The 24,392-nt window shown below is 41.2% G+C and carries 20 protein-coding genes; 8 read left to right on the plus strand and 12 right to left on the minus strand.

The window, feature by feature from the left end:
• Positions 1 to 24: 24 nt before the first annotated feature.
• The 3 genes from ACFQZS_RS14715 to ACFQZS_RS14725 all read right to left on the minus strand — a co-directional run bounded on the left by ACFQZS_RS14715 (position 25) and on the right by ACFQZS_RS14725 (position 3,766).
• A complete protein-coding gene (locus ACFQZS_RS14715) occupies positions 25 to 729 on the minus strand; it encodes a hypothetical protein (protein WP_377101532.1) in 705 nt (234 codons plus the stop codon).
• A gap of 155 nt (positions 730 to 884) precedes the next feature.
• The gene (gene xylA, locus ACFQZS_RS14720; protein WP_377101534.1) at positions 885 to 2,216 is read right to left on the minus strand and encodes a xylose isomerase; all 1,332 of its coding nucleotides are present in this window, start codon (positions 2,214 to 2,216) and stop codon (positions 885 to 887) included.
• 41 nt (positions 2,217 to 2,257) lie between these two features.
• The gene (locus ACFQZS_RS14725; RefSeq protein WP_377101536.1) at positions 2,258 to 3,766 is read right to left on the minus strand and encodes a xylulokinase; all 1,509 of its coding nucleotides are present in this window, start codon (positions 3,764 to 3,766) and stop codon (positions 2,258 to 2,260) included.
• Positions 3,767 to 3,899: 133 nt separating this feature from the next.
• Between ACFQZS_RS14725 and ACFQZS_RS14730 the strand changes: the two genes are divergently transcribed.
• Both ACFQZS_RS14730 and ACFQZS_RS14735 read left to right on the plus strand, forming a co-directional pair.
• On the plus strand, positions 3,900 to 4,931 hold the full coding sequence (locus ACFQZS_RS14730) for a LacI family DNA-binding transcriptional regulator (protein WP_377101539.1): 1,032 nt from the start codon (positions 3,900 to 3,902) through the stop codon (positions 4,929 to 4,931).
• Positions 4,932 to 4,936: 5 nt separating this feature from the next.
• Entirely contained in the window at positions 4,937 to 5,314 is a 378-nt protein-coding gene (locus tag ACFQZS_RS14735) for a hypothetical protein (protein WP_377101540.1), read from the plus strand.
• A gap of 177 nt (positions 5,315 to 5,491) precedes the next feature.
• Here ACFQZS_RS14735 and ACFQZS_RS14740 read toward each other — a convergent pair whose 3' ends face one another.
• Complete coding sequence (locus ACFQZS_RS14740; protein WP_377101541.1) at positions 5,492 to 6,109, minus strand: hypothetical protein; 618 nt, start codon at positions 6,107 to 6,109, stop codon at positions 5,492 to 5,494.
• 288 nt (positions 6,110 to 6,397) lie between these two features.
• Here ACFQZS_RS14740 and ACFQZS_RS14745 point away from each other — a divergent pair, with 288 nt between their 5' ends.
• Together ACFQZS_RS14745 and ACFQZS_RS14750 are read left to right on the plus strand one after the other, a co-directional pair.
• On the plus strand, positions 6,398 to 7,504 hold the full coding sequence (locus tag ACFQZS_RS14745) for a hypothetical protein (protein WP_377101542.1): 1,107 nt from the start codon (positions 6,398 to 6,400) through the stop codon (positions 7,502 to 7,504).
• Positions 7,505 to 7,694: 190 nt separating this feature from the next.
• Complete coding sequence (locus ACFQZS_RS14750; protein ID WP_377101544.1) at positions 7,695 to 8,771, plus strand: carboxypeptidase-like regulatory domain-containing protein; 1,077 nt, start codon at positions 7,695 to 7,697, stop codon at positions 8,769 to 8,771.
• A gap of 367 nt (positions 8,772 to 9,138) precedes the next feature.
• Here ACFQZS_RS14750 and ACFQZS_RS14755 read toward each other — a convergent pair whose 3' ends face one another.
• The 3 genes from ACFQZS_RS14755 to ACFQZS_RS14765 are packed head-to-tail and all read right to left on the minus strand — an operon-like array spanning position 9,139 to position 12,346.
• Positions 9,139 to 10,062: an alpha/beta hydrolase family protein gene (locus tag ACFQZS_RS14755; protein ID WP_377101546.1), complete on the minus strand. Its 924-nt coding sequence runs from the start codon at positions 10,060 to 10,062 to the stop codon at positions 9,139 to 9,141.
• A 27-nt stretch (positions 10,063 to 10,089) separates the two neighbouring features.
• Positions 10,090 to 11,169, minus strand: a complete 1,080-nt coding sequence (locus ACFQZS_RS14760; protein ID WP_377101548.1) for an esterase — start codon at positions 11,167 to 11,169, stop codon at positions 10,090 to 10,092.
• A gap of 19 nt (positions 11,170 to 11,188) precedes the next feature.
• Positions 11,189 to 12,346 carry an alpha/beta hydrolase-fold protein gene (locus ACFQZS_RS14765; RefSeq protein WP_377101550.1) on the minus strand — a complete coding sequence of 386 codons (1,158 nt, stop codon included), beginning with the start codon at positions 12,344 to 12,346 and terminating at the stop codon, positions 11,189 to 11,191.
• Between the two features lie 392 nt (positions 12,347 to 12,738).
• Here ACFQZS_RS14765 and ACFQZS_RS14770 point away from each other — a divergent pair, with 392 nt between their 5' ends.
• Positions 12,739 to 13,863 (plus strand): alpha/beta hydrolase, encoded by a 1,125-nt coding sequence (locus ACFQZS_RS14770; protein ID WP_377101552.1) that lies wholly within the window; start codon positions 12,739 to 12,741, stop codon positions 13,861 to 13,863.
• A 58-nt stretch (positions 13,864 to 13,921) separates the two neighbouring features.
• Here the strand turns inward: ACFQZS_RS14770 and ACFQZS_RS14775 are convergent, their stop codons facing one another.
• Together ACFQZS_RS14775 and ACFQZS_RS14780 are read right to left on the minus strand one after the other, a co-directional pair.
• Entirely contained in the window at positions 13,922 to 15,121 is a 1,200-nt protein-coding gene (locus tag ACFQZS_RS14775; protein ID WP_377101554.1) for an endo-1,4-beta-xylanase, read from the minus strand.
• 149 nt (positions 15,122 to 15,270) lie between these two features.
• Positions 15,271 to 16,302, minus strand: a complete 1,032-nt coding sequence (locus tag ACFQZS_RS14780) for an aldo/keto reductase (protein WP_377101556.1) — start codon at positions 16,300 to 16,302, stop codon at positions 15,271 to 15,273.
• Between the two features lie 693 nt (positions 16,303 to 16,995).
• On the opposite strand from ACFQZS_RS14780, the gene ACFQZS_RS14785 reads away from it, so the two are divergent.
• The 3 genes from ACFQZS_RS14785 (at position 16,996) to ACFQZS_RS14795 (ending at position 19,610) form a co-directional block, all read left to right on the plus strand.
• Positions 16,996 to 17,514 carry a hypothetical protein gene (locus tag ACFQZS_RS14785; RefSeq protein ID WP_377101559.1) on the plus strand — a complete coding sequence of 173 codons (519 nt, stop codon included), beginning with the start codon at positions 16,996 to 16,998 and terminating at the stop codon, positions 17,512 to 17,514.
• Positions 17,515 to 17,779: 265 nt separating this feature from the next.
• Positions 17,780 to 18,463: a hypothetical protein gene (locus ACFQZS_RS14790; protein WP_377101561.1), complete on the plus strand. Its 684-nt coding sequence runs from the start codon at positions 17,780 to 17,782 to the stop codon at positions 18,461 to 18,463.
• On the plus strand, positions 18,435 to 19,610 hold the full coding sequence (locus tag ACFQZS_RS14795) for an MvaI/BcnI family restriction endonuclease (protein ID WP_377101563.1): 1,176 nt from the start codon (positions 18,435 to 18,437) through the stop codon (positions 19,608 to 19,610). Before ACFQZS_RS14790 ends, ACFQZS_RS14795 begins: the two co-directional genes overlap by 29 nt.
• Before the next feature lie 3 nt (positions 19,611 to 19,613).
• Here ACFQZS_RS14795 and ACFQZS_RS14800 read toward each other — a convergent pair whose 3' ends face one another.
• Genes ACFQZS_RS14800 through ACFQZS_RS14810 form a run of 3 tightly spaced genes read right to left on the minus strand, consistent with a single transcriptional unit; the run spans position 19,614 to position 24,041 of the window.
• Complete coding sequence (locus ACFQZS_RS14800; protein WP_377101566.1) at positions 19,614 to 20,672, minus strand: hypothetical protein; 1,059 nt, start codon at positions 20,670 to 20,672, stop codon at positions 19,614 to 19,616.
• Positions 20,669 to 21,811, minus strand: coding sequence for a hypothetical protein (locus tag ACFQZS_RS14805; RefSeq protein ID WP_377101569.1), 1,143 nt, complete (start codon positions 21,809 to 21,811; stop codon positions 20,669 to 20,671). The genes ACFQZS_RS14800 and ACFQZS_RS14805 overlap by 4 nt, the downstream gene beginning before the upstream one ends.
• Before the next feature lie 7 nt (positions 21,812 to 21,818).
• Positions 21,819 to 24,041: a DNA cytosine methyltransferase gene (locus ACFQZS_RS14810; protein ID WP_377101571.1), complete on the minus strand. Its 2,223-nt coding sequence runs from the start codon at positions 24,039 to 24,041 to the stop codon at positions 21,819 to 21,821.
• Positions 24,042 to 24,392: the final 351 nt, after the last annotated feature.

Genomic DNA, 24,392 nt, shown 5'->3' on the forward strand with positions numbered 1-24,392 from the left:
CTCAGGTTGCAAGCCTAATTGATGCTATTGTTTTAAAGCGGTATGATAATCATCAAGCGCTTTGTCAAACGGTTGCCCCTTAAGGTGAATACACTCGCAAAACACATTACATGCGCCGGGATTTTTAGCATCATCACATTGGGTTTTGCAATCAGTTACTGTATTGCGCGGCATCAGATCAAACACATGCGTTATCGTAAACACAAATAAAACCAGGAACGCGAATACGCCTGAAAAAAATTTAAATGGAAATTTGTTATCGGTGATTTTGGGTTGAGTAACCACAACCGTCCCCGAAAATAAAATGGCCTTTAGTTTATGGTAATCCCAGCAAAGCAGGTAAATACAGGATATTACCATTAACGGCGCGGTTAAAAGCGATCCTTCAAAACGCACCGCAAGCGAAAGGATGCAAATGTTTAGTATGATAGGAAAATAAATGAGTACGCCTAATAGCGCGGTACGCGGAATTAGCAACAGCATAGCTGCTACAACCTGTAAAATACCTATTGTGGTGTAGTAATAACCCGTATGATACAGTGCCTCCAGATAATGCCCCATTGGCTGATTGTTATGCAGATCAGTAAAGCGTTCGCCCATGATCTTAACACCACCTGCAGGTAAAAAACCAGCCGCTAACGCCACACGGTTAAATACGGTAAAGTAATTGAACCATTTATTTTGCCTTACTTTTAAATGCAAGGCATCCAATTTTGAAAAACTATTCATAAATTAAAAGTACTTTGTTTGGCAAAGTTAGCTAACGGATGACAAATCGCAAATTATTTTTTTGTTTGCTTTAAAGTTTTTGAAAATATAGAGAAACAAAAAAGCGATGGACTTTTTAACCCATCGCTTTTAAAAAAATATTAAGCTAAAAGCTATTAGATGTAACGGTTGATCAGGTTTTCAATGTATTCCTGTTTGCCGCTGATAACAGCAGGCTCGCCGTTTTGGATAGCATACTCGCGCAGGTCTTCTAAAGACAATTTGCCTTCTTCAAATTCTTTACCTTTACCGCTATCGTAAGATGCGTAACGTTCTGTGCGGATCTTTTCGTAATCTGATTTTTGCAGGATGTTATCAGCAGTTACCAACGCACGTGCAAAAATGTCCATACCACCAACGTGAGCGTAGAACAAGTCAGCCGGATCAGTTGAGTTTCTGCGGATCTTAGCGTCAAAGTTAACACCGCCACCTTGCAAACCACCTGCTTTCAGGATGATCAGCATAGCTTCAGTGATCTCGTTGATGTCATTCGGGAACTGGTCAGTATCCCATCCGTTTTGAACATCACCACGGTTAGCATCGATAGAACCTAAAAGGCCAGCATCAGCAGCAACCTGTAATTCGTGTTGGAAAGTATGACCGGCTAATGTAGCGTGGTTAACTTCAATGTTGATCTTAAAGTCTTTCAACAGATCGTATTTCTGTAAGAAACCAAATACAGTAGCGCTATCATAATCGTACTGGTGTTTAGTAGGCTCGCAAGGTTTTGGCTCAATAAAGAAGTTTCCTTTAAAGCCTTGTTTGCGTGCGTAATCTTTTGATGCATGCAAGAATTTAGCTAAGTGCTCCTGCTCGCGTTTCATATCGGTGTTCAAAAGGGTCATATAACCTTCGCGGCCACCCCAGAATACGTAGTTTTCGCCACCTAAAGCAATAGTAGCATCTAAAGCAGCTTTAACCTGAGCAGCACCATGTGTTAACACGTGGAAATCAGGGTTGGTAGAAGCGCCGTTCATGTAACGTGCGTGCGAGAACAGGTTAGCAGTACCCCAAAGCAATTTTACACCACTTTCAGCTTGTTTTTGCTTAGCGTACTCAACCAAAGCCTGTAAACGGCGATCGTTCTCTTTAATATCATTGGTATAATCAACCACGTCCACATCATGGAAGCAGTAGTACGGCAGGTTAAGTTTAGTAAGGAACTCAAAAGCAGCGTCCATTTTGTCCTTTGCGCGTTCAACCGCATCAGCTTTTTTGTCCCATTCAAACTCATGAGTAGGGCCACCAAAAGGATCGCCACCATTACCCACAAATGAATGCCAGTAAGCACCTGCAAATTTGAAGTGCTCTTTCATGGTTTTACCGGCTACAACTCTGTTTTCATCATACCAGCGAAACGCTAACGGATTGTCTGATTCCAAACCTTCAAATTTGATCTGGCCGATCCCTTTGAAGAACTCTTTTTCGCCTGTTACTATTTTTCCCATTTTTTATTTGTTAATTACTTATTACTTAATATAGCGGATTATTAATTTACTGTGTGTGGGTGTTTGTTTTGCAGTATATTTAGCTGTTGAGCAAGTAAGCCTTTCCACTCCTGGTAAACCGGCTCAAACATTTTTGATGTAGGCTCTATCAACTGCACCGGATGCATATTACTGAAGGCTTCGGCCGGATTGTTAAATATACCCGCGCCAATGCCTGCACCCAAAGCCGCGCCTACACTGCCATCATTTTTGTACAACTCAACAGGTATACCTGTAGCGTTCACAAAGGTTTGTGCAAAAAGGTCGCTTAAAAATAAGTTAGCCTTACCTGCACGTATAACGGTTGGGCTCATGCCATTTTCGCGCATAATATCTACACCATAGCGGAACGCGCAGGCTATGCCTTCCTGTACCGCACGGAAAATGTGTGCCTGGGTGTGCAGGTTCAGATCAATATGATGGAAATGTACGCCAACCAGTTCATTATTCAGCATACGCTCCGCGCCGTTACCAAATGGTAAAATGCGCAAACCATCGCAGCCAATAGGCGCGTGGTTGGCTATCTCATTCATTTGCTGGTAGCTTACTGCAGAACCAAACAGGTTTTTGGTCCAGCGGTACATGCTGCCTGTGCCGTTAATGCAAAGCAATACGCCGGTTCTTTTTTCCTCTTCAGAATAGTTAACGTGCGCAAAGGTGTTTACACGCGATTGCGGATCATAAGTCAAGTCATCGCTAACACCGTATATAACGCCTGATGTACCTGCAGTTGCAGCTACCTCACCGGCATTTAATACGTTTAATGAAAGCGCGTTATTAGGCTGATCGCCTGCTTTGTAGGCTACCGGTATACCTGCTTTAAGGCCCAGTTTAGCAGCAATGGCAGCACTTACCTGGCCATGATCAGAAAAAACAGGTTTTACAACCGGGAAGAAACTTTCTTCAAAGCCGTAATAGTTTATGATCTCTTTTGAAATGCTGTTGTTCTTAAAATCAAAGAAAACACCTTCAGACAAGGCTGATATAGAAGTAGTGATATCGCCCGTCAATTTCATGGCGATGTAATCGCCGGGTAGCATTATTTTATCTATCTGGGCGTAGATCTCCGGCTCATTCTTTTTTACCCACGCCAGTTTTGATGCGGTAAAATTGCCCGGAGAGTTTAGCAAATGCGATAAGCAAACATCATGACCAATGGCATCAAATGCTTTGTCGCCCAGCTCAACCGCGCGGCTATCGCACCAGATAATGCTGTCACGCAGTAATTTTTGTTCTTTATCAACCAAAACCAAACCGTGCATCTGGTAGGCTATACCAATGGCCGATATATCTTTCGGATCGTACTTTTGAGTGCTGTTACACAAGCCTATTGCCTGCTGCGCCTGTTGCCACCACATTTCCGGCGATTGCTCGGCCCAGCCCAGTTGCAAAGATGTTATTGGCGATTCGGTATCCGGATATGCGGCTGACGCGATGGTTTTTTGTGTTGCAGCATCAACAACTGATACTTTAACTGATGAGGTGCCGATATCTATTCCGAGAAGTAACATGTTTTATATTAATGAGTTATATGCAATTTTCGCTTTACGAATTGGTTGTTTGTGTTGGGAACGAAATTAAATCTTTTTTTTAATATGCAATCGATTGCAGGAAATTATTTTTATCATATTTGCAATAATTTCAATGAAACCTAAAAAGCGCGTTACCATTTACGATATAGCCGAAAGGTTGAATATTACGGCATCGTCTGTATCGCGGGCGTTGAACAACAGCAATCACGTAAACGAGGAAACTAAAAAGCTGGTGCTTAAAACCGCCGCCGAGCTTAATTACAAACGTAACGTATTGGCATCAAACCTGCGTATGGGAAAAAGCCATACCATAGGGGTTGTGGTACCGCGCATTAATCAGAACATATTTTCTAACGTTATAGCCGGATTGGAAGAAGTTACCAACCAGCAAAATTATAACATGATCATCTGCCAGTCTAACGAGTCGGTAGCTAAAGAGATAAAATGCGTTAACGCTTTGGTTAACCAACATGTTGATTGTATAGTGATATCCATGTCGGTTGAAACTGAGGATATAAGCCATTTGCGGAATGTGATAGACCATGGCATACAGTTAATTCAGTTTGACCGCGTAGCTACAGAATTAGAGACACTGAAAGTTATTAATGATAACGAGCAGGCGTCCATGGAGGCCGTAGAACACCTGATAAAGCAAGGTTACAAACGCATAGCTTTGTTGGAAGGCCCCCAGAACCTGAACATTTTTAAGCAACGCCGCGATGGTTATTTAAAAGCGCTTAAAAAGCACAACATTGCCGTTGCTGATGAGTTGATAATGAAAAACGCGTGGACAAAAGAGTTGGGTGCCACGGCCACCCGCCAGCTACTAAGCCTGCCCCAGCCACCTGATGCCATATTTGCTTCCACATCTGACTTCTCCGCTTTAGGTGTATTAGATGTTGCGCATGATATGAATATCCAGGTACCCTCGCAACTAGGGATATGCGGCTACGCCAACGAGGCGTTTACGGAGTTAACCAATCCATCCATTACCACTATAGATCAGTTTAGTATGCATATGGGGCGCACCATTGCTAACTTGTATTTTGATGAGCTGAACAACAGTGAAGTTGCTGTTACACCTAAGGTGATAAGCTTGAAGCCTGAGTTGATCATTAGGTCTTCGACCTTGAGGAAGGGGTAAGATTTATGTGGTTACGCCGACTATTCAAGCCCCAATCTAATCTCAATATTCTTCGTACTAAAAAAGAAGAATTCATAGCCATATTATCTACTATTTCAAATGTTTTAATTGATAACAACCATAGTGCGCAGGCACGCGTTGTAGATAACTTAAGTTCGTTAATAGGCAGAGATGAATTTGATTCTTTTATAAAAGCCATAAATAGCGTTGATATGTGGGGAGGATCGGGAGCTGTTTGGGAAGTTTATATAGAGAACCTAGACATGGCTAGAGAGTTTGAAATAAAGATGTTAGAACTTATTTGTTTGATGGAAGAAACTGAGATTATCGGCCCTGGTATTAAATCATTAAAGCAACTTTTCCAACGTAATTTGCGAAATTGAACACTCCGTTATAGAGCAAGTCTATTCACCCCGTCATGGCGAGCGATAGCGTGGCCATCTCTTTAAGCTGAGCCGCTTTGTATGTCCGCAGTGAATTTCCGCAGGAGATGGCCACGCTACACTCGCCATGACGCGTGCGGGAAATTCACTATAAAAGGGCTGTAATATTTAGCGAAGTCATAAATCATCAATAAAACACTCGAAGAAGGGCATCTCACGGTGAACTACCGCTTCAGCGTAGTTTTCCGGTCTTGTCATTTGAGTCTCTCTGTGAGAAACCAACTCTCCCGACTTTAAAACATAACTATGATTAATTATTTCTGTTATATCATCAACTGAGTACTCATCAGGCATCTGAAAAAATTCCCAACGGAAATTAGTTCCAAATCCCAAATACTTTCCGTCTTTCATTTTTGCAGAAAATCCCGTCCATCCCATCGTGGTCTCGCCCTTTATTTGCATTTGAAAGTCTATAGGAAAGGCATGTCTGCTTTTTTCAACTCTCTGAATATCATACTCATTGACGCAGTTTCCGGTTGCTACAAAGCCTTTAACAAGATTGTAATAGTTTGATTTAGGTTTTCGTGAGAAAATGCTACCACCCACCATTTCTTCTTTAAATCGCTTTATCGCCAAATTTACAATAGCTCTCGGATTGCGAAAGATAACACATGGCAAGTATGTACCATCAAGCAAGTAAGCAGATGCCCTGTAGCCAGCACCTAATGTCACATCATTTAATGGAGCTACATTTTCCTTTAAAAATGCTATTATATCCTTTTTTTCTTGTTTCATGGTAATCTTGATAGACTTATCAAGTTTACGAAAATTCATCAATATATTTCGTCCCGCTACACGCCGCTTAGCGCTATGGGAGCGTGCAAAGGCCTGGCTTGTGCTTTATTGGCCTGATCCGGCTTGCTAACACCTTGCCCTTATGATGCGGCAGCACAAGTCAGGCCGCAACTGCATGCGGCCTGCTAAGACTTGCGCTATGATGCAACTAAACCTTTTTCCTCCGGCTTGAATTGTTAAAAACTGTTAAGCACATCATAATCACACACAAAATCACTAACTATGTGTATGATGAAACCTTTGCTCTCATTCATATCCATTTTGTTAGCAGCTAACAGCTACGCGCAGATCTATCTGAACCCAGGCGTTGATACATCGCTTACCGAAGTAAAGCAGGCGCTGCGGTTTTACAATAAATATGTTGCTGATTTTAACGGAAAAGCTATCCCTGACATGGCCAAATACTGGCCGCAAAGCGAACTTAAACTGCGAAAGGTACCCGACCAGATGATCTATGCTATTAATGATTATCCGTTGTACTCCATGGGCTGCCGGCTTACCATTTTATACATACGGCCCACGGCTAATTATGTACATATTAAAACCCAATTTTCGGTTCCCGATTCGCAGAAGAATGTAATGACGATGGCTATAACTAACTACTATGTAGCCTTTGATAAAATCCACGAGCCGTACTTTAAAAACCCGATGACCGAAGCATTGGCCAAATGGCGCACCAAAACCGTCAGGAATATTATTTACCATTATCCGCCCTATCATATTTTTAATGCAAAGCGTGCCGATACTTTAGTAAGAAATATAGCCGGCCTTGAAAAGGAGTGGGGATTAAAGCCGATTAACATAAACTACTACCTGGCTAATAATAAGGATGAGCTTTATCAGGTACAGGGCTTTGATTATACGGTGATGATGGGTAATAAGGCGGCTCCATCCGGAAAATCTGACGATAAGGATAACCAGGTTTTTTGTGGTGGTTTAGGCGAAAATTACTTTCACGAAGTGGTACACCTGTATCTTAATCACCTTTATCCAAAATCGCCATTGCAGGAGGGATTAGCAGTTTTTTACGCCGGTAGCATGGGCCACTCCGTAAAATGGCATTTGAAAAGGGTAACCCAATACTTAAACAAACACCCCGAAGCAGACCTTACCGATGTTGACAATTTTTGGTATACCGACCCTTTTACCAACCCCAGCAGCGCTATTCAGGGAATGATATGCAGCATGGTTTTTAAAAAAGAAGGCGTACCGGGTTTAAAGAGATTGATGCAATACAATAGTTATAAGGATATTTTTAAGAAAGAATTTAACATAGACAAAGAGCAAATAAATGCATTTTTAAGGAAAAGCATTGCCGATGAAAGTGTTAAGTAAAAGCAAACGTCATGAGGCCCTTAGCCCGTAAGTTCATCCGAACAACATGTATACACTGCAATATCATGTCGCATTAATCAGCGCTGTAGTCGCAGTTTTATAACTGCTTGTATACTTTACTTTTAAGGATATTTTATACTACCTATACTTGTATGTGGTTTTAAATTGTATCCATATAAGTTAACAAATAATGACAGTAAAATCCGTATGTACTAAAATGACGTTCTGCTATCAATTATTTGTCGCGGTACTGCTTATGTTTCCGGTACTGCTAAACGCCCAGGCCATAAGGGGAACGGTTACTGACGAAATAACCGGCAAGCCTTTAGCGGGCGTCAGCATTTATTTTGACGGTACATTCAAAGGAACATCAACAGATAGTGCCGGCAATTTCGCTATAAGCAATACTTTAAAAACAAGCTCACCGCTGGTAGTTAGCTATATGGGTTACCAATCGCAAAAGATAGCCAACTATACTGATGCTAACTTAACTATCGCCCTAAAAAGTAAAGCAATTGTATTAAGCGAAGTTGTTATTGGGGGCGACGAGATAAGCAGGGACAAAGCCATGAAGATATTTTTGAAGGAATTTATTGGCGAGGATTCGAAAGATTGTGTGATTGAAAATCCGGAGGAAATATATTTCCGCTATTTCAAAAAGAAGGACCTGCTAACAGCTGATGCCGATAAGCCTTTGATCATCAGCAATAAGATATTAGGTTATAAAATAACTTATTTTTTAACCTCGTTTAGTCACAGTCCATTGCAAACCAAATATAAGGGAAACTATTTTTTTACTGAAGATATAGACGGTCTTAAACCCGCTAAAGTAAAGGAAATCCTTAAGGAGCGCGACGAAGCCTATTTTGGTTCAAGAATGCATTTTATACGCTCTTTGTGGGCTAATGAACTGTCGCAAAATAACTTTTTGGTTTACAGAACGCCAAAAGGTATTACCGATGCCAGCAGTTTTAAGCTGGATGCCGCTAACGTGCTGTCGTCTGATGATATTATTCAGAATGCTGATAGCGAAAAATTTATGATGCTTGCAAAAGAGGCAGACGCAAACAGTGATAAATTTAACAACAACGAGATATTTATTACTTACAAACACGGCAACGACTCTTTTATCCAACAAGAAGATAGCTACGCGGGCGTTATTATTGACAAGAACGGCTTTTATGACGAAGGTTTGGAGTGGAAAGGAAATATCGGTGTTTATCGTGTTAGCAGGTTGCTGCCTTTTGAGTTTGTGCCTTCAAAGTAAAATCCAAACAGTTAAGATCCAAAAGTGTCCGTCAAGGCTTTGTAGTAAGCCTGGGTGTTGCAAGCAATGCGAAAAAAACAGCCAATATTTATGTGTTTACAATTGTTTGATATACAATATATTATATATTTTTATAGCTAATATTCCAGACGAATATGTCTGTTGCAAAGTGTTGCATGTTTAAACATATAAAAGTTGTAAATATTTAATTATCAAACAATTGCAAAAAATGCTGTTGCAAGTGTTGCAAACTGTTGCATATTTTCTGCAACAGCTCCGTGGTTGGTTGCAAAACTTCGGGCACAAAAAATGCCCCGGGCCTTGCGCCCGGAGCATCCAAATCAAAAACTAAAGTTCTTGATGCCAGTTACGGCATATTCTTTTTGTCAACTTTCCAGTTCTTATCGGCAGCAAGGCCCGGTGGGTTACCCGTAAACCATTTGGCCGCTTCCTTGTCGCCTTTTAATTGCCATTTATACCAGGCAGTGGCAACCTTGGCAAACTCGCCGCCATGTGGCTGTCCGTAAGTGCCGCCGTGGCCAACATCCATATTGGCAACAAAAACAGGCACATGGTTAATGTTTTTAAAATCGTCCATGCCGTTAGCGTAAGCAATATCCTTTTCGCCACCCAGCACATACAAAGTAGGTGTGTGGAGTTTTTTCAAGTGTTCTTTCGGCAGATCAGGCATGCCGCCTACACCACTGCCACGTACTACAAACAAGCCGCTGTTGTAAATAACAGCCGTTGTTACACGTTTGTCCGGTGCCATTTCTAATGTTTGTAAGCCACCGCATGACATACCGCTTACCGCAATTTTAGTAATATCTATTTTGTTATACAGCGGACTTTTTTTGTCGCCGTTTTGCGCAATGGCCCAATCAATAGCATCAGTTAATTGCGTTGATTGTGATCTGCCGCTGCCTTTTTCGCCCGCTAAGGGGAGCGGACCTATCGCTACCACCAGAAATCCGTTAGATGCAACTTCCGACAAAAAGTTAACGTGTTCCCACGGCGAGTTAGCACACGCGCCATTACCCCAGGCTATAATAGGCAGCTTTTTATTTGGCCCAAAGCTGCTCAGATCCTGCGGACGAAAAACGGTATGCGTGGCAAGCGAGCTTTCCTGCAATGCTATTGCTTTGTAAGGGCCCGTGCCGCCGTCTTCAATAACCCGTGATGTAGCCCTTGTGGCCGGTGCCGCGGCCGGTGCTGTTTGTGCTGAGGCTGAGTTAACCAAACTCAAGCCTAATAGCGCTGCACCTAATAAAAATGAAAGATTTTTTTTCATGACATTATCTGTAATAAATGATGATTTCTATTTAAATAACTTTGGTAATGTAGTAGCCAGGTAAAGCTTGCAGTTCATCCAGGTATGCCCACCCGGAACGATCAACGATTCAAACTTTACACCTTTCTCTTTAAACATTTCCATATTCTTTTTGGTGCTTTCGTACAAAAAGTCTTCGGTGCCAACGCTGAAGCTGAACAATTTATATTGCTTGTTCAATTTGGCTGCATCCGGTTTCCAGTCAGCAAAAATTTCTCTGAATTCTGCTGTTTCCGGATATGGCGCATAAGCACTTACATAAGCAAATTTGTCGGGATTGCTTATTCCTACTTCCATTGTCTGGCCGCCACCAACAGAAAAGCCCGCAATAGCGCGGTGCGGCTGATCTGTCAACACCGGATAATTTGCCTGGATGAAAGGAATAATATCGTTAACTACCTCATCATTAAATTTAGCCATAGGCGCTGGGCGTGTATTGGCATAAGGCATAACAATTATCATAGGTACGGCCTTTTTCTCAGCTATCAGGTTGTCTGCAATTAAATTGGCCTGACCAACCTTGGTCCAGGTCTCCTGCGTGTCTGATCCGCCGTGGATAAGGTAAAGCACCGGATATTTTTTGGCCGCATTAGCATCAAAGCCCGGTGGGGTATAAACCAATAACTGGCGGGTGGTATTTAACGAAGCTGATTTATATAAACGGTAAGTAACTTTGCCATGCGGTACATTTTTTACCGCGTGCACCAATGGTGTGCTACCCTTAACGTCAACCAGGCTAAATTTAAAGCGCTCGTTAGCAAATATGCGGGTGTTGTTAGGGTCTGCTACCTGTATGCCATCCACTACAAATGCGTATGGGTAAATATCAGGTTTAATGTTAGGTACGGTGATGGTCCATATACCGGCAGCGTCTTTCGCCATAGCTTGTTTCTCTTTCAAAAACTCGCCGGTAAGGAATACTTCTTTAGCGTTTGGTGCCACAAATCTGAAGATCGCGCTGTTATCCGCGTTTACCTGTGGCGAAACAGGAGGGACCGCACGGGGAGCCTGCGGCATTGCCGACAAGCTGGCAAGTACTAATAAAATAAGGTTTAATATCTTTTTCATGTTGATTTTCTGTCTGTGATTATTTAAAAAGCAAAGGCGCTGTAGCGGCTACATATTGTTTAACATTCATCCAGGTATGGCCACCGCCGGTAATAAGGCTTTTGTAATTTACATTATGGGCCTTCAGGTAATCCAGAAACTCAACGGTTGATTTATATAGAAAATCTTCACTGCCCACACTTACCCAAAACAGTTTAAATTTTTGATTAGTTACCGCTGGTTTGCCGGCCACGTCTTTGTATTCGGTTTCCATTTCTTTAGGCGACAGGTAGGCGCTATAAGTACACACATAAGCAAATTTGTCCATGTTGCCTAAAGCGGTACGCAACGTTTCGCCCCCACCGCGAGAGAAACCACCAATGGCACGATTAGCCGCACCAGGTAAAGTACGATAGTTTTTTTCTACGTAAGGGATAACTTTAGTAACAAGATCATTTGCGAAGTTCTTCGCGCGTGTTATAGCTTCTTCGCTTTCTCTACCTGCGGGATCGGCTGGTTTTAGGCCACCTTTTTGGTCGGCAACCCGCGCTTCAATATTGCCGTTTGGCATTACTATAATCATGGGTTTAGCTTTGCCTTCGGCGATTAAATTATCCAGTATGAGGTTAACTCTGCCTACTTTAAAAAAATCTTCTTCTGTATCGGTAGTACCGCTTATTAAATAAAAAACAGGATATTTTTTGTTTTGGCTTTTGTCGTATCCGGGTGGCGTATATACTACTAAGGATCCGGTTGTGTTTTCAACACCTGGATAGTATTCATAAGAGACAGAACCGTGTGGAACGTCTTTCAGGGCGTGTATCAATGGCTCGTCGCCCTTAACATCTAAAAGGCTGCCTTTAAAACGCTCATTAGGGAAGAAATCTACGTTTGCAGGATCCATAACAGATACGCCATCTACAACAAAATTGTAAGGGTAAATATCCGGTTTTACAGGGCCAACAGTTACGCTCCACATGCCTTGTTCATTTTTGGTCATAGCTGCCGCGCCGGTTAAAAACTGGCCGCTCAACTTTACATCTTTAGCATTTGGAGCAATGTAGTTGAATGTTACCGTCTTATCGGCGTTAACCCTTGGCGACATTGCTAAAGGCCCGCGCGGTGGTTGCCCTTTTACCAATACAGGTAAGCATAGCAGGCAGATTAAAAGCGCTTTTAGAGCTTTGTTTTTTTTCATAATTGGTTAGTTTATAAGCCATTGCTTGGCAGTAATAGCTTTGGTTTTTCGGTTTAAGTGTCAAAAATACAATACGAAATCGAAATAGTAACAAAAAAGTTAAAATTCTTTGTATCTGCATGTTACGTTTACTATTGTTCAACTATGTTGACAAAAATGAGCGGAATTGGCACGTTATAAATAGTTGTGATTTTACTTAACGCCACAAAAAAAAGCACCTTCCGGAGAAACCCGCAAGGTGCTTTATAACCACATTGTTTGATATTAAAATTTCTTCGACCCTGCGGGAGGTGTTGCCTTGGCCTTGATTTATATCAATCACTCTTTATGGGAATATAATTTTCGCGTGGCATTAAACTTGTTTACAATAGGTTAAATATAAACATATACCTATGAAAACTAAAATTCTATCAATAGCCGCTGCGGGGCTGTTATTATTAGCTGCCTGTACAGGTAAAACTATGGAGGATACTGCGGACAGTTCTGCAGCAGCAGATTCTGTTAATAAAGACACATCCGCTAAAACCATCAAACCCAGCGAACCTGCACCTGCATGGGCACCTTCAATAAAACCCGAAATGCAGGCGGTAATTGAAAAACTGGCCAGTTATGGAGATAAACCTATTCCCGAGCTATCTGCAAAGGATGCCAGAAAGAACCACACACCTACCGACGCTGTGATGGATCTGATGGCAGAACACAACATCCCTAAACCTGTTTTTAATGTAGACACCATGGGGAAGGACGTTTTGGTTGAAGGCGGCAGTGTGCACGTACGGATTTATACGCCTAAAACAGATAAAACCGCTTACCCGGTAATAGTATATTATCATGGTGGTGGTTTTGTGATCGCTAATTTGGATGTGTATGATGCATCGGCCAATGTTCTGGCAGATAAAACTGAAGCAATAGTAGTTTCTGTAGCATATCGTTTAACTCCTGAACATAAATTCCCGATAGCACACAATGATGCTTATGCCGCTTACGAGTGGGTATTGAAAAACGCCGCTTCATTTAAAGGCGATGCCAAAAAAGTAGCAGTAGCCGGCGAAAGTGCAGGGGGTAACCTGGCTATAAATACTGCCATAAAAGCACGCGATAATAAGGTGATGATACCTACAGCTATTTTAGCGGTGTACCCTGTTGCAGGTTCTGATATGAACACCCCATCATACAAAAAGAATGAAATGGCAAAACCGTTGGATAAGCCAATGATGATGTGGTTTGTGAAGAACTATTTAAAAAGCACGGATCAGGCAACAGATCCGCGCATAAACTTAGTTGCTGCTAACTTAAAAGGCTTGCCGCCAACTACAATTATTACCGCAGAAATAGATCCGCTGCAATCAGAAGGTATGTTGTTGGGTGACAAACTGAAAGCCGCAGGTGTAGCTGTTGATAGTAAAAACTATGATGGCGTTACGCATGAGTTTTTTGGAATGGGTGCTATTGTACCGCAAGCTATGGATGCAGAAATGTATGCTGTAGAACAGTTGAAGAAAGCCTTTGGAATGTAGGTTGTAAAATATATTTAAATAGAAGCGCCTCCTATTTCGAGAGGTGCTTCTGTTTAAATTAAAATTTCTTTGACCCTGCAGGAGGTGTTGCCTTTGCACTGCCCAATTTTTTAGGCACGTTTATAACCGCGTTAAACGCCGGCTTTTGTTTCCATTGCCTGTCCCAAAGCAAGGGGTAGTTCATCCGGTTGGCTATCGGCGATCCGTTTTTCCAGCTTTGCCCGTCCTGTATTCCCCAGAAGGTTACGCGTGCTATCTGGTCGCGGTGGCGGTAAAATATCTCAAAAATCTCCTCGTATCGTTTAGTAAGTTGTTTTTGCACCTCATCCGGCAGGCCATCTCTGTAAGGATCAAGGTAGCTTTTAAATTCAGGCAACTGCAACTGTCTGTCGGGGTTTAAGGTCCAACCGGTTAGCTGGCCTTCACGGCTAAGCGGCAGCAAATCAATATCAAGCTCGGTTATCATCACCTTAATTCCTAAAGCAGAATAAGCATTTATAGCGTCTTCAATATATTGGTTTTTAGGGTAATTAAGCCCCCAGTGGCTTTGCATGCCTACACCATCAATGCGGATTCCTTCTTTTTGCAGCATTTTTACCATGCGTATTATACCATCGCGTTTTTCGGGGCGCCAGGCGTTGTATTCGTTGTAATATAATTCAGTATTAGGTGCGTATTGCGCGGCATACTTAAAAGCGTGCTTTATCAGCGTATCGCCGCTGCCTACAGACTTTATCCAATTGCTGTTAGTGCGATAATTTCCATCTTCGCCCATTTGCTCGTTCACAACATCCCAGGCGTTAATGCGGCCTTTGTAACGCCCTGCTACAGCTTCAATATGGCTTCTTAACCTTTCTAACTGCTCTTCCTTTGTATTTGGCTTGCCCTCCTTATTGGTGAAAAACCAATCGGGTGTTTGTTGGTGCCACACCAGGGTATGCCCCATAATCCACATCTTATTCTTTTCACCAAACTCCACATATTGGTCTGCCGGTGCCCAGTTATATTCACCGGGGCGGGGGTTTACCACCCCTGCTTTCAAATTGTTTTCAATGGTAATGGTGTTAAAATGTTTTAGCACGGTATCCATCAAAGTTTTACTGCGCTCAGACGTAATGTTAGGCGATATGGCGGTTCCCATTAAAAAGGCATCTTTATAAACATCCTTTAACGCCTGTGCCTTAGCAGTATGCGGCAATATCAAACAATTTATAAACAGGGTTGGTACAGCAATTAGGAAATACTTTAAACGTGTCATTATTTTTTACTGAGGTTAATTGGTTGCGCAAAAGTAAAGAAACATAAATTACCCGCCTTACCCAAGTCGACTATGTAATAACTTAGTTAGTATAAACAAAAAAGCCCCACCCAATATTGGGCAGGGCTAGTGAATTTATTTAATCGATATTAATATAAAGCAGGAATTGGGTTCAGCTTGGTGTTTTGGCGCTGGTGCCAGTAAGGATAAATTGGCTCGCGGTTGCTTGCGGCATCCAGTTTTTTAAGTTGATCTACAGTAAGGTTCCAGCCCACAGCGCCCAGGTTTTGCTTTAGTTGCTCCTCGTTACGGGCGCCTACTATCAGGTTGACAACTGTTGGGCGCTGCAGCAGCCAGTTTAGGGCCACTTGCGGTACCGTTTTTCCGGTTTCTTCCGCTACTTCATCCAGCGCATCAATAATAGGGTACAGGCGTTCAAAATCAACCTTAGGGCCGTGGCCGCCGCCCTGGCTTATGCGGTTGTCAGCAGGCATGCCGGTACCACGCCTAAACTTGCCGCTTAACTGGCCCGACGACAACGGACTCCAAACAATAGTGCTCACCTTTTGGTCTACCCCTAGCGGCATCAGTTCCCACTCAAACTCACGGTCAAGCAGGGAGTAGTAGGCCTGGTGGGCCACATATCGCGCCCAGCCATACCGCTCAGACACCGACAGCGATTTCATCAGATGCCAGCCCGAGAAGTTGGAGCAGGCTATATAGCGGATCTTGCCCGCGGTTATCAGGTCTTGCAGGGCGTGCAGGGTTTCTTCAACGGGGGTGTTGCCGTCAAAGCCGTGCATGTGGTAAATGTCAATATGGTCTACACCCAGGCGTTTAAGACTGGCGTCGCATTCTTTGATCAGATTATAGCGGGATGAGCCCACATCATTCGGGTCATCACTCATGGGGAAGGTGGCTTTGGTAGAGATCAGCACCTTATCCTGCAATCCTTTAATGGCTTGCCCCAGGATCTCTTCAGACATGCCGCGCGAGTACACATTGGCCGTATCAAACAGCGTTACACCGGCATCAAGGCACAGGTTTACCATGCGTTTGGCCTCGGCAACGTCTGTGCTGCCCCAGGCTTTAAAAAACTCGTTACCGCCGCCAAAGGTTGCCGTACCCATGCTCAAAACCGGTACGTAAAAGCCCGATGCGCCTAATTGTCTGTATTCCATAGTATGCTGTTCTTTTGTTGTGATGCGGTAAAGTTAGCAGATACAGCTATTGGGTGTTTTCATGGTTTTGTCATTTGTTGATAAAAGTGCGGCGTTTTTGTCCCACGTGTGTGCGGGACAAAGTGAGACAAGGTGGGACAGGATTTTAAGTAAGCAGTTGACAGTTAATAGTTTGCAGTTTTTGTGTGGGACAAAGTGAGACTACTTATAAGTCAGGAAAATTAGCTGTAAAATGAGGATAATTGGCTGATTATCAGCTATGCTGTAAAATGGGCGATTTCTGTCCCACTTATGAGTAAAAATTTAAAGGGTATGGCGGAGATCAGCGGAGCGATTAATGGCGTGATTTGACGTTATATTTTGGGCGTAGCCTAAAGGCCGGGCTATCCGCTTATACGCCTGCCGGCCTTAGCCGTTATGGCCGGTATCAACTTTGATACATTTCAGCAGAAAGGAGATAGACTTAGTTTCAACTAAGATTTATATCTTAGATTATTATAATCCTATTATAAAATATAATTTATGAACAAGAAAAAAAACTTTAAACCCATTGCCTTAGCGATAGGACTTTTTTTTAACAGTGCAGTTCTAATGGCGCAGACACCCCAGCCGGCCCCGACTTCGGCCCCGGCCCAGTCTTCAACCCCGGCCCAGACTTATCCCGAGCCGTTTGACCGTGAAGGCGCAACCAAAGTGTTTGAGAACGATCGCGTTAAAGTTTACGAAGTTTCCTGGCTGCCACGCGCCTATCCAACACACAAACATCTATACGACTATGCCGGCGTTTATTACACCAGCGGCGACCGGGTAATTGTGTCTCCGCAAGGCCAGCGTTCGCCAACCCACACCAACGCCTGGGATACTTTCTTCTTCCGCAGGGACGTAACGCATAGTGAAGAAGGGGTAGGTACGGATGTGCTGCGTGCCGTGTTCCTTGAGCTTAAAGAACCAGCAGCGGTGGGCGGCGCAACTACCGCTTCCACAGGGCTGGGCAAAGAGATGGGTCGCCCAAACAACCGCCTGTTCACTTGGGCGGACGTTGCCGAACCGGGTACTCAGTTACAGGCACAGCCGCGCAAGTATGAAAATGATGCTGTGGTTGTCGCTTTCAAAGGCCAGAAACCAACCATCACGTTCGTTAAGCGCGGCACCGAAAGCAAAGGTAAGGAAGCCGCAGGCATGGACCGGGTGTATACTTTCGAGTTGAAGTAAAGACCTCAAATCCGTAGAGTTCCGCAGGGCTCTACGGATTTTTTTTGCCGGTCCAAGTAGGCAGCGTTGTACTGGCCGGTTTTAGTACTTGCGGCCGGATATTAAAAAGACCCGGATAGTTTAAAAAACCCAGGTTGTTTAATAAGGTACAAAAACTCCTTTCCTTTGCTGTATTCTTGCGCCAGCTTGGGTCATCGCGAGTCCCGTACTTGCGGGATTGCAGTCCTAGTATTTAACAAAATTTGACTTTCCGCGTTATTGGTCTATGATAGAGATAGACCAGGCTAAAATCGATTTTTTTCAAAATGAAATATTAAATTGGTATTCCAAATTCGGACGAGATTTTTATTGGCGTAAGCATAACCTGACAGACTTTGAATATATAATTGCAGAGGTTCTTTTACAACGGACAAAAGCGGAAACTGTGGCAAAGTTTTATCCATCGTTTATATCAAGGTTTCCCGATTGGCAATATATAGCTAACGCCTCGGATAACGAAATTGAAGATTTTTTGAGACCCGTTGGGTTGTATACACAACGAGCTAAGCGACTTAAATCTTTGGCTAAGGAAATGGTAAAAAGAGATGGCAAGCTTCCGAGAGACAGGCAAGTATTAGAATCAATTCCATTTATGGGGCAATATATTGCAAATGCAGTGGAATTGGTGATATTTAAACAACCGAGCCCTTTAATGGATGTAAATATGTCTCGAGTATTGGAACGTTTTTTTGGTGAACGAAAATTAGCTGATATTAGGTATGATCCTTACTTGCAGGAATTAGCCTACAAAGTTGTTGCACACCCAAATTCAAAAAAAGTAAATTGGGCAATACTTGATTTCGCTGCTTCGGTTTGTCAGGCGAGGAAACCTAAATGTAATTCGTGTATATTTAAGGCGAGATGTTCATATTATTTAAACAATGAATCAATTTTTCCAACCGAGTCCTGAAGAAGCAAGGCTTATTGAAGAAATCAATAAGTATAATAATTACGAATTTTCATTGATAAGGATGACGCCTACAATGCTTGATAAATCAACTATTGATGCGTCAGCACAAATTCGAGACGTTCTTGTTGGGGATAATTTTATTGACTACGAATTAGTGGAGCAAGGCGGAGAAAAAATATATGTTAACTCACTTGTTTTAAGTAAAGATATATATGAAAGAAAAACCAGCTTCTACAGACCTCAAACGAAAAAGGGAGATCCTCGCTTTTGGATTTACGGGTTTAAAGATTTTGTGCAACCTGGTGTATTGATTTACTTCACGGTAGCAAATAAAACCCTCGTTGCAATCCCGTTAACCAACATACAGGATTTTGGCAGTCTCTTATCGCAAGTTTTTCGCGATCCGGAGGCAGAACGCGCGTTGGAAAAACTGAAAGAAAAACTGATTTTAGTTAAAACTGCAGGTTGGATAAAAAGTGTATCCCCGTTCAGCAACGCACCCAAAGACGCTGGTGAGACCTTAGAGAAATTTATGGGAATTGCAATTAACAATTTAAAGACCCCTGATTTTCTTGGAAAAATAGAATTAAAATCTAAACGCGATAAAGCGGGCACAATGGATACCTTATTTGGTCGTGTGCCAGATTGGGATATCAGTAAATATAAAACCGTTTATGATATTGTCGACAAGTTTGGCTACGTTAGCGAAGGTGGGCATGCAAAGCGCCTCTATAATGACATAAAATCAATACCTAACGCTCAAGGCTTATACCTTGTGCCTGATGACTTAAAATCGATCCTATACCAAAATTATAGTAAGAATGGTGCATGCGATGATGTATGTGCCTGGCGATATAATACTGTAAAAGATCAACTTCATGCTAAACATCCATCAACGCTTTGGGTAGGTGCCGAAGAGCGGATTACTATTGAAGGCGAGTACGAATTTAAATTTAATAAATTTGAACTGACGAGCCGCCCATTGTTTGCGGAATTCATTACGTTGATTAAAACAGATAAAATTATTTATGACTGGAAGGCTAAAATCAAAGACACAGGAAAAGGGGTGCGGAATCACGGCCCTGGTTTTCGGGTAAAACCATCACATAAAGGTCAACTATTTAAAGAATTGATTGACTTAAGTTAGATACTACTTTGTGTAAGATTGTATCACCAATTCTTTGATTAGTGGTTCAGCAAACTCCACTATAAATTCCTCATCTGCGGCAGTCATTAGATATTCTCCTAATTTATTATGAGCAATGCTTGAGCGAATTCTGTATATCCAGTAAGCAGCAATTTGAGGTATCTTATTTTGATAAGTACTGTTACCAAGTATCTTATTAATGTTTGGTTCAGAAAATCCACCGAGGGCTATTAATTCATCAAAATTCTTTTTCGTTTTAATAGGATTACTTTCTTTACCATATTCATAAAACATGGAAGTAGCAATAGGTAGGTAGTTTTTTATCTCGTTAAGATAAGGAACTAATAAATCGGGGTTAGTCTTATTAAGGAAAAGGGATTTAATGCGCTCAATATCTTCCCTGTTGTAATCTTTCAATGTTTTACTAATCTCTTTTTCCTTATTGCCACTTTCGATCATTTGTTTTAGTTTTTCTGCTGTATGCATATCGAAATGCACTTCCAGCAAGTGGTAATATTTAAGAAAACGATTAAAGGGATTTGATTCTGCTAGAGCCACTGCAAGATTTTCTTTGTAAAAATCCCTCTCGATGAAAAGATCTTTTCGTAAGGTTAAATTATTAACCTGTTTCAACCTACTGAAGTTTATTGCCGGAAGATCTTCAATGTGAAAAAAACTGCCCCATAGCGCAGATGTTTCTTTGTAGTCGGCTAAATAAGTAGCCAAGATAGATTTATCAACTAAAAAATAATCTTGTTGGAAAATATAGTCTGAAGTAGGTAGCGTTGAAAAGGAGTACTCTTCTAAAAAGGCAATATATTGGTCTTGGGGTATTTGGACAATATCCACCGTGTTTTTCTTCAAAAAATACAATGTCCCAATTGTAACGCCAAGATCATCCAGTACAGTGATTGGGCTGGAGCGATCAAAAGCCTGTGATAGTTTTACTGGGAATGCCACACGGCCATTTACTACAGTTTTTCCTTCTGCGATTTCGACGGTAACGGCTACGCCGTCAAATCGATTTTTAAACAGGCTTTCAATAACAGTTAAGTCTGTCATAACTCGGCGGAACTCATTAACCAGCAATCACCCAGTGAGTCATCCCCTTCTGACCTGAAAAACTCTATGAAACCATTAGTTAGGATTTTTCTTGTAGCAAAGCCAACATTGTATTTTTTTGGATCAGCTTTCGCAGCGCGGATCTCCGTAAATTTCTCTAGTTCCAATGGATCTTCACCATTTGCCGCTACTTTTACTTTACTCAACAAAGACTCCAACGCGGTTTTAACGATAGTTTCCCTTTTCGCGTCAACCCCGTATTTAGCAATTGCGGCGAACACAGATATAATAACATTTCCGTCTGCGAGCCAATTACGATACTTATTCAACGGGGTACTGACATAAATTCTAAAAACCTCCTGATCAAGTTGTGTATATACCGAAAGATATTCTTTGTACTTAATGAAAGATTCTGAAAGGAATTTTTCCTCAGACTCCAAAATATCGTTTTCGATCATACGTTCGGCGACGATGTTATCTTTATCGATTTCTGGGGATTTTGTTAGGAAGCTTTTGTAAGCAGTGACCAATCTTTCGAAAGGAAACTCTTTAGCTTTTTTGCGTCGCTCTTCGTCCTTTTCTTCCAACACAGCTAATCCATCTATATCCCTAACCAATGTTTGACGCATTGTGATGAATAATAATTCAATTTGGTGCCTCATCGACATTGGCTTTTGACCAGAGTTTAAAACAATTAACCGGTAGATAAGATGATTAATAACTGGTTCAAACCATATTTCTAAAAGTAATTTTTGTTCGGTATTGAAAATATGCTCATTTTCTTTGATATCGTTAATAATGTAAGTCCTTTGAAGGCCGTCGAGAATGTATATTTTTCCGGGGTCTTTGTAAAGTTTTGTAACAATATCTTCAAAATTACCATCTTTAAGTAATTGGGAATATTCGCTGACCACTGACGGTTCAACTGCCAAAGTTATTGTTGGTATAAGTGCTCCGTTCTCAATATCGCTTTTAAGCCTGTTATAACCTTTATGCTTTTCACGCTTTCTTTGTATTTCAAAGCGATCAAAATCTTTGCCCACTAGAGATAGATAATCTTCTATTTTAATTTGAGCGTAAAGTACGTCAGTTTTTGTGCGATAGTCTTTAGTTTGGCCAATTACCTTGAGTGAATCCATATGCTAATTAACGAATATTCTTCAATATTTCCATAGCAGCTGCCCTAGCCATCAGGGGTGGAACTGCATTCCCAACCAATGTAAATTGGGGTACCTCGTACTTCCGCTTATTGCCCCCGGTAGAACGCTTACCTTGAAAGACAAACGAGTCATCAAATGATTGAAGCCTGGCCATTTCTCTTACAGTTAGTGACCGTGGATTAGCATAATGTATGTAATCATCAGATATGGTCATAACCGTTGGACTTTGACCGTCAACTTTCAAAACATTGTAGTTTCTCTTGGCAGATTCTAACCCGTGTGCTTTCAATTTTTCTTTCGATAGGCTATAGTCTCCTTCAGTACGTATAAGATCTAATCGTTTTATCACATCATCATTTTGCTTACTAGTTTTATGATTATGTAAAGGTGCCACTAAATGAGATAGTGTTAAATCAAGCTCTTCGTGACTACGTACGTAAAAGGGGTTCTTTGCATTGGCAAAACGACTGTTTAAACGCCCTTTTTTTGACCACTCGGCATAAGTTAACCCATTTTTATAATTGCCACCGTCAATCGTTCTCTTTCTTAAAAGTTTTGCTAACTTTTCAGAGGACCCATTAAATTTTGCTTTTAAATCTATTTCCTCGTAGTTAAATTTTTCATCGTCATTACCAATAAAATCTAAGTCATATAAGGCCTCAAATACGGTTACCTTATCCTTTTCTTCAACCGTGGCAGGTATGTCTTTAATTAATTTTTGGTCCTTTCTGCATCCGATAAATAAAACCCGTTCCCTGTTTTGCGGCACTCCGTAATTAGATGCTAATGCAATAAATGGTTCATCTATTTTATACAATCGAATTTGAGAAAGTATGAAATCGAATTCAATATCTTTTTGGACTAACTTTGAAAATTCTCTTAACTCATTAACACATTCGTCAAAAGAAAAATCAAAAATTTCTAATGCTTTAACAATTTCGCTAACCTCTTTCCTATATTTTTCCGCCGGTTTTAAATTATTAAAAGCCCGATTGATTTTTTCGACAATTGCATCTGGCTCGATTGAAGTTAGGAACAAATCGAAATTATCAGCAAAAAAATCATTATCAACATCACAGAAAGCCTTTTCGTGAATTACCTTTTTTCTTATATAAGCCAATTCTGTCGCTCTTTTTAAAAGATTAAACCCGTGCCGTATGGTGCTTATGTTTATATCAGTTTTGCTTGTTTTATAATCAAATATCTTAGGAGTAAGTTGCCTAAATTTGTTTTCGATGTTAGATATATATTTTTCTTTTAAATTTTCCTCCTCTTTATCAGTAACTTTTTCAAACTGTAGTCTTAATAGGTAACAATCTAAAATGAAAGCATTCTCGCCCAGTTGTTTTTTTAGATTAGTCACAAAAGATAAGAGATGATGAAATTCTTGTAAATCAACTATTGAGCGAATTTCCTGCAAAATCATGTCTTTTATTTTACCGCCTTCTTTCGTTAAAATTCCCTTCACGTTTTCCATTACGAAATATTTAGGCCGCAACTGCCTAATTACTTTTAAATAATGGGCAAATAGGTCATCTTTTTTGTCAAATTTTTTGCGCTTTCCAGCTAAACTAAAACTCTGGCAAGGGGGACCCCCACATACAACATCAACCGTCTTATTATTTAATTTTTTTAGCATGTTATCTAAAAAATTCGGTTCAGTGATATCCTGTTTTAAAAATTCCATGTCTAACCCTAACTGGTAATTGTATCTTGCTAAATGGGTTAGTTCGCAATTTTCGTTGATGTCGCTGGCCAAAAGGAATTCATAATATTTTTTATCGAATTCCGCTTGTAAGAAACCTTCACTAAAACCACCTGCACCGGCAAAGAGGTCTATAAACCTTACTTTTTCTCTACCTTCGTAATAGACCTCATTTTCGGAAACGATATTGACAGCACTATTTTCTTTACGACTATTTACTAAAGACAGGATCTGTTCTTTAACTTTCACGTCGGTGTGTTGTGAATGGGGCGTAGTTTCTAAATATTTAACCACCTCCTCTTTTAAAAAACCAAGATATTTATTGATGTATTTTTGGTTGTAACACGAATCTAAGACGCGTTGATTCTTGTTATCCCAATCTTTCTTCTTGATTTTTTCGCAAACTGAAACCTTAATTTGGGTTTCTTTGCTGCGAATAACTAAGTGAATAGGGAATAGCCTGTTTTTATCGGCCTTGTCTAAATAAAATTTTATGTTAATCATATGCGGACGAATTTGCGGACACGGACGAATTTACGGACATGAATGGAAATTCCAAAAATATTAGCAAAGATTTAGCTTTTAGTTTTCAACATTTCTAAGCAGATGGAATTACGCGTTAGCGATAGCAACGGATACGGGCCTCGCGCCTAAGGCCTGCAGGCGTATGAGTGGATAGCGCGGCCCGCAGGGAACGCCCTTATTGTGAATAGTTGATTAGTTAATAACCCTGCACTTCCTATCGCTTTGGGATTGCTTCGTTCCTCGCAAATGTAAAGGTCAGATAATTCGGTAACAGATTAGCTTTACAAACCAAAGCTAAGAGTTATGCGCATTAACACGAATGATCTAACG

Source organism: Mucilaginibacter calamicampi, assembly GCF_042676765.1.
Classification (GTDB): domain Bacteria; phylum Bacteroidota; class Bacteroidia; order Sphingobacteriales; family Sphingobacteriaceae; genus Mucilaginibacter; species Mucilaginibacter calamicampi.

Excerpts from the sequence above, each read along its gene's own strand:
- ACFQZS_RS14775 (WP_377101554.1), bottom strand. The coding sequence starts at position 15,121 with ATGACACGTTTAAAGTATTTCCTAATTGCTGTACCAACCCTGTTTATA.
- ACFQZS_RS14745 (WP_377101542.1), top strand. The coding sequence starts at position 6,398 with ATGATGAAACCTTTGCTCTCATTCATATCCATTTTGTTAGCAGCTAAC.
- xylA (WP_377101534.1), bottom strand. The coding sequence starts at position 2,216 with ATGGGAAAAATAGTAACAGGCGAAAAAGAGTTCTTCAAAGGGATCGGC.
- ACFQZS_RS14740 (WP_377101541.1), bottom strand. The coding sequence starts at position 6,109 with ATGAAACAAGAAAAAAAGGATATAATAGCATTTTTAAAGGAAAATGTA.
- ACFQZS_RS14800 (WP_377101566.1), bottom strand. The coding sequence starts at position 20,672 with ATGACAGACTTAACTGTTATTGAAAGCCTGTTTAAAAATCGATTTGAC.
- ACFQZS_RS14730 (WP_377101539.1), top strand. The coding sequence starts at position 3,900 with ATGAAACCTAAAAAGCGCGTTACCATTTACGATATAGCCGAAAGGTTG.
- ACFQZS_RS14770 (WP_377101552.1), top strand. The coding sequence starts at position 12,739 with ATGAAAACTAAAATTCTATCAATAGCCGCTGCGGGGCTGTTATTATTA.
- ACFQZS_RS14725 (WP_377101536.1), bottom strand. The coding sequence starts at position 3,766 with ATGTTACTTCTCGGAATAGATATCGGCACCTCATCAGTTAAAGTATCA.
- ACFQZS_RS14765 (WP_377101550.1), bottom strand. The coding sequence starts at position 12,346 with ATGAAAAAAAACAAAGCTCTAAAAGCGCTTTTAATCTGCCTGCTATGC.
- ACFQZS_RS14760 (WP_377101548.1), bottom strand. The coding sequence starts at position 11,169 with ATGAAAAAGATATTAAACCTTATTTTATTAGTACTTGCCAGCTTGTCG.
- ACFQZS_RS14780 (WP_377101556.1), bottom strand. The coding sequence starts at position 16,302 with ATGGAATACAGACAATTAGGCGCATCGGGCTTTTACGTACCGGTTTTG.
- ACFQZS_RS14715 (WP_377101532.1), bottom strand. The coding sequence starts at position 729 with ATGAATAGTTTTTCAAAATTGGATGCCTTGCATTTAAAAGTAAGGCAA.
- ACFQZS_RS14795 (WP_377101563.1), top strand. The coding sequence starts at position 18,435 with ATGAATCAATTTTTCCAACCGAGTCCTGAAGAAGCAAGGCTTATTGAA.
- ACFQZS_RS14790 (WP_377101561.1), top strand. The coding sequence starts at position 17,780 with ATGATAGAGATAGACCAGGCTAAAATCGATTTTTTTCAAAATGAAATA.
- ACFQZS_RS14755 (WP_377101546.1), bottom strand. The coding sequence starts at position 10,062 with ATGAAAAAAAATCTTTCATTTTTATTAGGTGCAGCGCTATTAGGCTTG.
- ACFQZS_RS14810 (WP_377101571.1), bottom strand. The coding sequence starts at position 24,041 with ATGATTAACATAAAATTTTATTTAGACAAGGCCGATAAAAACAGGCTA.
- ACFQZS_RS14805 (WP_377101569.1), bottom strand. The coding sequence starts at position 21,811 with ATGGATTCACTCAAGGTAATTGGCCAAACTAAAGACTATCGCACAAAA.
- ACFQZS_RS14735 (WP_377101540.1), top strand. The coding sequence starts at position 4,937 with ATGTGGTTACGCCGACTATTCAAGCCCCAATCTAATCTCAATATTCTT.
- ACFQZS_RS14750 (WP_377101544.1), top strand. The coding sequence starts at position 7,695 with ATGACAGTAAAATCCGTATGTACTAAAATGACGTTCTGCTATCAATTA.